The sequence below is a fragment of the Okeania sp. genome, assembly GCF_035285525.1.
In the GTDB taxonomy this organism is placed as follows: domain Bacteria; phylum Cyanobacteriota; class Cyanobacteriia; order Cyanobacteriales; family Microcoleaceae; genus Trichodesmium.
The window spans coordinates 1-8,405 of sequence record NZ_JAYKGW010000190.1; the positions used below are offsets into that span (position 1 = coordinate 1).

6 protein-coding genes are annotated in these 8,405 nt (G+C 35.3%); 2 read left to right on the forward strand and 4 right to left on the reverse strand.

The window, feature by feature from the left end; genetic code table 11:
- Nucleotides 1-612: 612 nt before the first annotated feature.
- The 4 genes from VKJ25_RS18575 to VKJ25_RS18590 form a co-directional block, all read right to left on the reverse strand.
- Nucleotides 613-1,047, reverse strand: coding sequence for a type 2 periplasmic-binding domain-containing protein (locus tag VKJ25_RS18575; protein WP_324238128.1), 435 nt, complete (start codon nt 1,045-1,047; stop codon nt 613-615).
- A 578-nt stretch (nt 1,048-1,625) separates the two neighbouring features.
- Nucleotides 1,626-3,962 carry a GAF domain-containing protein gene (locus tag VKJ25_RS18580; RefSeq protein WP_324238129.1) on the reverse strand — a complete coding sequence of 779 codons (2,337 nt, stop codon included), beginning with the start codon at nt 3,960-3,962 and terminating at the stop codon, nt 1,626-1,628.
- 1,005 nt (nt 3,963-4,967) lie between these two features.
- Complete coding sequence (locus VKJ25_RS18585; RefSeq protein WP_324238130.1) at nt 4,968-5,567, reverse strand: hypothetical protein; 600 nt, start codon at nt 5,565-5,567, stop codon at nt 4,968-4,970.
- A gap of 637 nt (nt 5,568-6,204) precedes the next feature.
- Nucleotides 6,205-6,612: a hypothetical protein gene (locus VKJ25_RS18590; RefSeq protein WP_324238131.1), complete on the reverse strand. Its 408-nt coding sequence runs from the start codon at nt 6,610-6,612 to the stop codon at nt 6,205-6,207.
- 1,228 nt (nt 6,613-7,840) lie between these two features.
- On the opposite strand from VKJ25_RS18590, the gene VKJ25_RS18595 reads away from it, so the two are divergent.
- Both VKJ25_RS18595 and VKJ25_RS18600 read left to right on the forward strand, forming a co-directional pair.
- Nucleotides 7,841-7,966: a hypothetical protein gene (locus VKJ25_RS18595; RefSeq protein ID WP_324238132.1), complete on the forward strand. Its 126-nt coding sequence runs from the start codon at nt 7,841-7,843 to the stop codon at nt 7,964-7,966.
- Between the two features lie 228 nt (nt 7,967-8,194).
- Nucleotides 8,195-8,405: hypothetical protein (locus VKJ25_RS18600; RefSeq protein WP_324238133.1), on the forward strand; the 211-nt coding region annotated here is incomplete at its 3' end.

An 8,405-nucleotide genomic window follows, 5' to 3' on the forward strand; every position in this document is an offset into this window, starting at 1 on the left:
TTAGTCATTCCACCATCAATGGCCTTCATAACTTTTTGTCTTAAGTCATAGCTATAAGGAGCAGGCATAATCTTTCCTAGATAATTTTTCGAGCATTATGTCCGCGCTCTTTGCTTCGACTGCTATATAGCTATTTTATAGACAATTAATTTATTTAAGAGAGCAAAAAATCAAGAATAAGGAACTTCAAAATATAGAGCAAGAACTAATAGACATCTCCAAAAAAATTAAAATCAATTATCCCATAGGAAATTATCAATTATTGCCCTCCTGGGAGCGGTTAGGGGTGAGTCAAGTATTCCCAGTTAAGTGTTCCGTCTTTTCTGGAAATGTCTATTTAGGGCTTGCTGAATTATTTATCAAAGCATTGACATTCTAAAGTCTGAGCCTTTTTAGGTATGGAAAAAGTACCAGGTTTTGGCTCCTTAAAGCACAGTTGTCGAAAAATCAAAAAATAAGGATTTTGGTTGACGTGAGGCACTCAAGTCAAGGGATAATTTTTCCGATTGATCGGGAACCGTGTACGTCCTCTAGAATTCCTTATTCCTCTTGACTCTTCACTACTCCCTACTCCCTACCTCCACCATCAGACTGAAGAAGCGCAAACCCTATTTAACTGGATATCATATTACTATTAAATAACTCAAAAATTTGCTGACAGAAATATTTCACTTTAGCAGCAGATTCTGTTTGAGGTTGAGTATTACCGACAAAACGCCATCCACCCACCGTTGATAACTTCCATTGTTCCCCATGATGGTCATAACCAGCAACCTCAACTCCAATTGCTCGACAATAAGCTTCAATGGGGTCTTGATATAAACGAATTTGCACCAATACACAACGGCTTTCCAGAGACCTACTTCTACCAGGCAAATGAAAACCAATATCTATAGAATCTGGGTCAATCAACTCTAGAGTTTCTGGGTCGTTCATCCAAGGCTTTAGATCGACCCTAACATCTGGAAACTGAGATTTGAACAAATTAACAATACTAGCAATCTTACTAGCAACTTCAAAGTTTTTGGCTTGTTCTGCTGCATTCACTATAATTTACCCTCCTCAAAAAGAAAATTCTAGGTTACTTATTAATATAACTACAGATAAAAAACTGTGATTGTATTTTTTGGACAATTACAGCCGTTTTCATTCCTCTAGACCATTGTAGGGGTAGATGGCCATTTTGCTACACTAATTTGTCTACATTTTTTCAAGTTTTGTGAGGAAAAATCTAAAGTTTTAAAGATTACAGCAATGCATGAGGATGGTGAGGTACAGTTGAAGGTTAATTTCTCTCTCTGTAACAAAACCTTCCAGGTTGTTACAGCAAACGAAGGCTCTGTTACCAAAATTGCTTTTAGTAATTTCTTGGCACTTTTTATGACCCAAAAAAGCTTTTAATCTTGATATGTCAATGCTTTTAGATTTAATCAGCTAGCCCTATTTAAGATGAAAAATCATAAGATATGAAACCATTAGGTAGGCTTTTCATGTTACAAAACTGCTAAAAAAATCCTGATCGCTAAAAAATCATTAGGTCAACTCTAAACCTTCCTTCTTCCTTCTTCCTTCTTCCTTCTTCCTTCTTCCTTCTTCCTTCTTCCTTCTTTTTTATTCCTTCTTTTTTATTCTGGCAACAACACTTTTGCTCTAACAAACCGTAAACCACTTACTCCTTGTAAAGCCTCTATCAAACCAGTCTCAAATTTATCTTCCACCCAACCTTCGCGAACCAAATAACGCAAATACTGTTCATATTCCTCCCACTCTTCATCTGTAGAATATACAACCGTCAACATTCCAGGTTGAGTAATGCGCTCTTGAGTATCCTTATCCACAGCCTTATCAATACGCTTTTTCACAATTTCATAACGAATATCACGACTACCTTTGACATCAAATAATCTTTCCGTACTTTCATTGTGATAAATATCAATCGTAGAATGCTGTACTAATATCAAATGAGCAACTCCCAATATATGCTCCTCAGATTCAACCTGCAAAAGCAAAGCAGTTCTCGCACAATCACAAATTGCCCGTAGTTGATCGTAACGTAAACTATGAAGATGAAATTGATTAAACTCAGAATTAATAGATTTACCCAAATACATCATGTGATCGATGCCATCAGTAGCTTCAAAATCACAATGGTGGGGAATAATTTGCTGCATCTGCTTTTGCCACTTTTCCCAAGTATTTTGGAGGTGATAATTAATTTTGTTTAACATCTGGTCATAGACTTCCCGTGCTTGATAAATACCATAATCAGCATTATTACAAGCAGCACAATAAGCTTGAATAGCATCCTCAACAGTATCTCCTAATTTTACAAAATAGTCAAAGTATACCTCTAAACGACAACGTAAATATTCTAGAGCCGTCATTTCCGTATCTACTGAAACTTTTTCTTCTAGAGACTTAATGTATTCCAACATATCTTGTCGTAGTTGCTGACACAAAGCACTATCTTGCTTTTCACAAACAGCTTCCACAATGGCTAAACCTAAACAAAACTGAGCCATGATATCACTTTGAATTGCCCGGTTACGTTCCACGGAAGAACCACGAATATCACAAATACCATACAGGGGATAAACATCCTCAAACACAATTGTTTCTGGAGGTAGTCCCCAACGTCGTCGTTCAGCTTCTTGCAAAAAGCGCCATTCTACGGCCGGATGAATATTACGAATATTAGTAAATCGCTGTTGAATTGTTTGACGAACAGCAGTTGTGAAAGCTGGAACTAATTCTTGGGCATTTTTATAATCACACAAATTAAAGTTACTAGAATTATTACTGATTAATCCGACTATTCCCAAAATATCTGTTAATTCTAGTTCCTCTTTTGGTGAACCAGATTGAATCACTAGGGAAATTAAAATTAATGATCGAACTCCTTTTTGAAATAAATGTTGTTCAAACTCATTTGTGCAGTCTGCTTCAAATTCTGGTATATTAACAATTCGATTTTCTTTGATAGTGTTGATAATCAGAGAACTTTGTAAACTCTCTATAGAATATTGTTTGGGATAGTTTACTCTCGTTAAAAAGTCACTGGCAACAAACAACTTGAATTGCTTTTCTCCTTCATTTCGCAATAATATCATATCATCTGCTCGGAATAATGCTCGGATTAATTTGTCAATTTGCTCAAATTTTGCTTCCTCTATTAATGACTCTGGTTCTACTAAAAGTTGAATTAATCTTCGTGTTTTTTCTTTAACTGTGACATCTAATCCTTCTAGCAAAAGAAAACCCTCAATTTGGTAATTTTCCAATCTTAACTTTTGGGCTAACATTTCTAAATTTTCCCACTGTAGTAACCAAGTTAATTGTTCAGACTTTGACATTCCCTGGAGATTAAAATCCCTAAACTCATCAATTCTTTGGTCAATCCTTGTCACTTTTACTTTCTGAGGACAAAACCAAAATTCTATATACTTTGGTTCAGAATTTTCTGGGGAATTAACTGTTAATATGACTGAGAAATCTTGATATTCCAGATATTCTGTATCTATTTGATCAACCTGTTTTAATACCCAAGACAAAACTTGTATGCGGTAAAGTTTTTCTAACTCCTGTCTATCCCCATCATTGAATAATTCATGCAGCTTAATATTTAGCGGTGTTTCCAACTTATTCCTTGGCTCCATATCCATTAATTCGCAAAAGATATCACTAGCGTATTGCAAACTCATGGTACTAAGTTCGATTGTTGCCCTTAATATTTTGCTATGCTGAGGAGGATTTTCTAGTCGCTCTGTTATTTGTTTCCAAATTTTTAATTGCTCAATTTGACTACTATGTTTTGGTAGTTCTGATACTAAAGCTGGCAACAGTTTTTCTATCTTGACCTGCTTGCCGTTTTGATGGTTTTGAGTTATATTTTTCTGTTCTACTAAGGCTTTTGTATCAGAAATATGATTTTTATCTGTGCTTTTCTGTCTAAAAATCTGCATACTTTTTGCACCTGATATTTTATATTAAAATTTTTTTTATTATATCTAACCTTTCGTAAGCATTCAGCTATTAGCGTTTCCGTTATGAAATTCTGAAAGAGGTTGGCTGACAATGCAGAATGCTTACAACCTTTCTTTTTCTTCTACCTTCCTGCCACCAAAGTATAAGAATTAATTCAAACGAATCATCAAAAACGCCACAAAAGTAAAAGAAAATATATAAATAATGCCACTAATTTTGAAAATAGTGGCACCACAACTAATTATGTAGGGCTTGCTGATTAAATATCAAAGTTTTTACCAAAGAATTAATAATTAAATAACTAAATAATTAAATAATTCGAGCCTTGAAGCCTCCCCTTTCAAGGGGAAAAAGCGGTCGTCAGGGGAGCTTACCGAAGGGTGAGATGGATGGGTTCCCTAACCATATCTAATCTCCCCTTGAGAAATAAATTTTTTATCCATTATCAATTATCCATTATTGAAGGGCATTGGTTTCAGCCTTTGCAGATACTAATAAAGTATCAACTTTATTGTAGGATTTTGGGGATTTCGAGGGGTAGAAAATAAAGGGAAGATTCTTCTGTACGGACTTTGCATAGTCCCTACTCTTCTATAATTTTTATTCCTCCTGGATTGCCGGATTGCAGGATTCTAGCTCCTCCCCACTACTAAAAGACTGAAGAAGCGCAAACCCTATGTAGCAATCCGTGGATAGGTTGTGGCAAATCAAAAAGTAAATTAAAAAAAAACTTAAACTCCGACTTTGTTCCTGCTTCGCTATTCCCTAAAAGCTTTTGAATTTTGTACACGAATCAAATTAGGATTGCTACATAATTTTATTTTTATAAGTAGCAATCCGTGCATAGGTTGCGACAAATGAAAAAGTAAATAAAAAAATTGAAACTCTTGCCTGTTTCCTGTTCCCAGTTAAGTGTTCCCTAAAAGCTTTTGAATTTTCTTTCTATAGGAATGAAATAGGATTGGTATAATTTTTTCCGATAATTACCACAAACCTCTAATTGGTGATGTATTCGGCTCTATTATAGGTACTGGTGCTGGTTGTCTAATAGGACTTACTGGTGGTGCTTCAATCCTTGGAAACTCTATAGACCCAGGACCCTGGAAGTTATATTCTGGTAACTTCACTTCTACCCTTTCGTAGTTATAATCTGGAATAACCTTGAAGAAATCAATACAACCATAAGGGTCTTCTGTCTTATCTTCTGTCGCTTTACCCACAACTGCATAAACCCGACTTCCAGGTACTAAACCTGCTATTTCAATGTTGTGCTTGGGCGAAAAATATAGAGTTCTTAGTTGACCGCGTTCAGAAGCAGGAATTTTGACATAAGTTGGTTCACCACTATTGCCTGCTATTCCCGCAATGCCTAATTCTTCTTCGTCCTCAACTAAAAGTGTGACTACATTACCAATAATACCTTTAACATAGCCAATAACTTCCATTTGACTTGCTCCCAGAGAACGACTCCCTTGAGCAATTTTCTCATTTTCTGGAGCAGCTACCGCAGGATAAATTGCTCCAAATGTGATTAATGCAGACAAGCAACCACTTGTCAAAAATTGATTTTTCCAAAGACCCATGACTACCTCACAAAATCAAAATTGTGCCCTGGCCCAAAATCTGTTTTTGTCTCAAATCTCGTCCCCAAAGGCCGAGTTTTAACAGCAGGTCTAGTGGGACAGTGCTTAGTTTATTTGCTCTTTTATTCAACCTCACCCTTAAGAGGGGAATTTTTATAAAAGCTTCTGCCAAGAATTTACCACTAACACTTACTTTTTGGCAAGCCCTAAACAGTTATCAGTTATCAGTTATTAGTTATCAGTGTATCAGTAAGTCTGGCTAAAACTCCTGTCAAAACAGGATTTACGCAAATTTACGCAAAAAATGAGGCTATAGATCATCTCTAGGGTTTAAGGGCTATCGTACCTGTAGGGGTTAAGGGCCGTTAACCCCCAACTATGTCATTTCAGTTATCAGTTATCAGTATCTCTAGCTGTTTGCGCAGCATGACCTAGGAAAGCAAGAGGCTTGGCACAAATAAGAAGTATTCTCTTTTTTCTCCTCTTAAAAGGGGAGGCGCATACCCACAATTTTTCGGTAAAATATTGAATCTTGGTCAGGCTGCTTGATAAGTAGGGTTTACTGAAAAAGCAGAGTGTGGGAAGGGGAGGGTGGGAAGTAAAGAGAGAGCAGAGTGAGGTAATTATTAATTATTAATTATTCCTCAAATTCTTTGTTTCCCAACATATATTCTTTTTCAATATTAATAGATTCTATTCCTTCATTTGCCATCAACTCAAACATTGAACCTAATTGTACCCAGATTAATAAAGCAGTGGGAAATACTACTATTGCACCTATAACCAGAGACAACCATTCCACAATATTGAATGTAGAAAGACTAGATGCTACACATAAAAATCCAAATAAAGTTGTTCCTAAATAAGCAGCTATTATATTGGGTGTTTGATAATCTATTTTGATTGGAGAATTTTGGTCTTTCAACCAGATACTTAGTTTATACTCCAACATATCTTTAAAAATTACTCCGAAGAGAATAGCAAACAATAATGTCAATTGAATTACTGTATAGACAGAAATATTAAAAAAAGTGTTACTATACATTTTTAGTTGATCCAGAAATATTAACATTTGTGAATCATATCATATTTTTTGAGGATTCAGAAGTAATGAATGAGTAGGGGCGAATGGCCATTTGCCCCTATAATTAGGACTTTATAGAACCCATTAATTAGGTAGGAGGACTAGGAGGACTAGGAGGACTAGGAAGACTAGGAGGACTAGGAGGACTAGGAGGACTAGGAGGACAAATCTATTGCACCATTTAAGGTGAAACAGTCCAGTAAGGTGCGTTACGCTGACGCTAACGCACTAAGAATCTATATATAGTACCTTTCCCTAAGTCCTGACGTTTTTATAATAGCTGGTAGAGAAGAAAATCTGGAAATTACTATCTGATTCCTGAGTTCTTTCTCTTGACTCATTCTGCACTCAAGTATTTCAGTGCGTTACGCTTCGCTAACACACCCTACTAGACTGGGAGAAATAAAATCGTCTCTTTCTTGTCTGGCAATATAACCTCTTTCTGTTACCATGTCTGCGATTTTGATACAAAAGTCAGTTAAAGTTTCTAAGACTTCTTTGCGGTCTAGTTGAAATTGCTTCTATTATTGATTAGACAGTAAAAAGTTCTAGGAATCATTATTACTAGCTAAGACTTTCAGCTATTTAAACGATAAAAACTTTAGATTCGGAAGTTTAAGTGCTGTAAACCTTTTCTCATAATACTTTCAGTATACTCTCCAATTCTAAATTCTAAATTTGTACTCTCTAGTCATTTCATATTCCTAAAACATTAAATACTGTTAATAAATATTAAATTATTTAACTGTTTAAAAATCAATGTAAATTATGCAGTAAATAACAAATTTTTTGCATAGTTTTTTTGCATAATTATTGAATTTTAAATAGCACAATTTTTAGGAAAATTTCTGTCTTAATAATTATGTCAAACTCCCTACTGAAAAGCGGTTTATATCTGAAGCGCGAAAAATAAAAAAAATTAATTTTATCAAAAGGGTTGACAACTTATTTTCTTTTGTTTAATGTGGTGACAACTATCCGGATAATAACAGCACATTCCATTTGGCTGAGGTACAGTCATTTGCAGTTCAGCCTTCGCCGATTGTAACAAGCAGGATGCTTATTCTACAGGTAACACAGGCTTCCAGGGTGTAACAAGCAATATGCTTGTGTTACAAGTAATTTACATAACATATTGTGGAGCGATCGCTTCCACAAAAGTTACGTTTGTTAATTGTTGAAAGAGATTATGAATATATTAAAAAATTCACTGGAACTTGACTTTCCAAACGAAAATTACATCGGACTTTTTCCCGAAAGTGAAAATACCGAACCCCAATATTCGGGAATGTCTGGCGCTGAAAGTAACCAATAAATAATTATTCTTCCGACTAACAATGATGATGATATAATCTGGCAAACAAATGACCTAGGAATTCTTCCTCGGAGCAGCAGTTTCAGTTCGGAAGGAGGAGAAGATATTTTAGGCAAATCAGAAAATGGCGTCGAGACTCCAGACGAATTAATAAATCTTATAACAAAGCGCAATGGCAAAATTTCCGACCCTGGAAATGATAAAGAAGAGGCTTTTGATATTGGAAATTTGACTAAAAATTTTAATATTGAAGAGTCTGTAGGTAAGAAAAATAAACTAGACTATTACAAATTAACAGTAGAAGAAACAACGGAAATAGTTGCTAAATTAACTGGTTTGACGGGAAATGTAGATTTTTATTTAGAACCAGAAGAAGGTAAAGTAATTAAGTCGAAAAATGGTGGTAAAAAGGATGAAGAAATAACTACGACTTTGGAAC

Coding starts and splice junctions, on each gene's coding strand:
- VKJ25_RS18585 (WP_324238130.1), bottom strand. CDS start 5,567: ATGGGTCTTTGGAAAAATCAATTTTTGACAAGTGGTTGCTTGTCTGCA.
- VKJ25_RS18595 (WP_324238132.1), top strand. CDS start 7,841: ATGAATATATTAAAAAATTCACTGGAACTTGACTTTCCAAACGAAAAT.
- VKJ25_RS18580 (WP_324238129.1), bottom strand. CDS start 3,962: ATGCAGATTTTTAGACAGAAAAGCACAGATAAAAATCATATTTCTGAT.
- VKJ25_RS18590 (WP_324238131.1), bottom strand. CDS start 6,612: ATGTATAGTAACACTTTTTTTAATATTTCTGTCTATACAGTAATTCAA.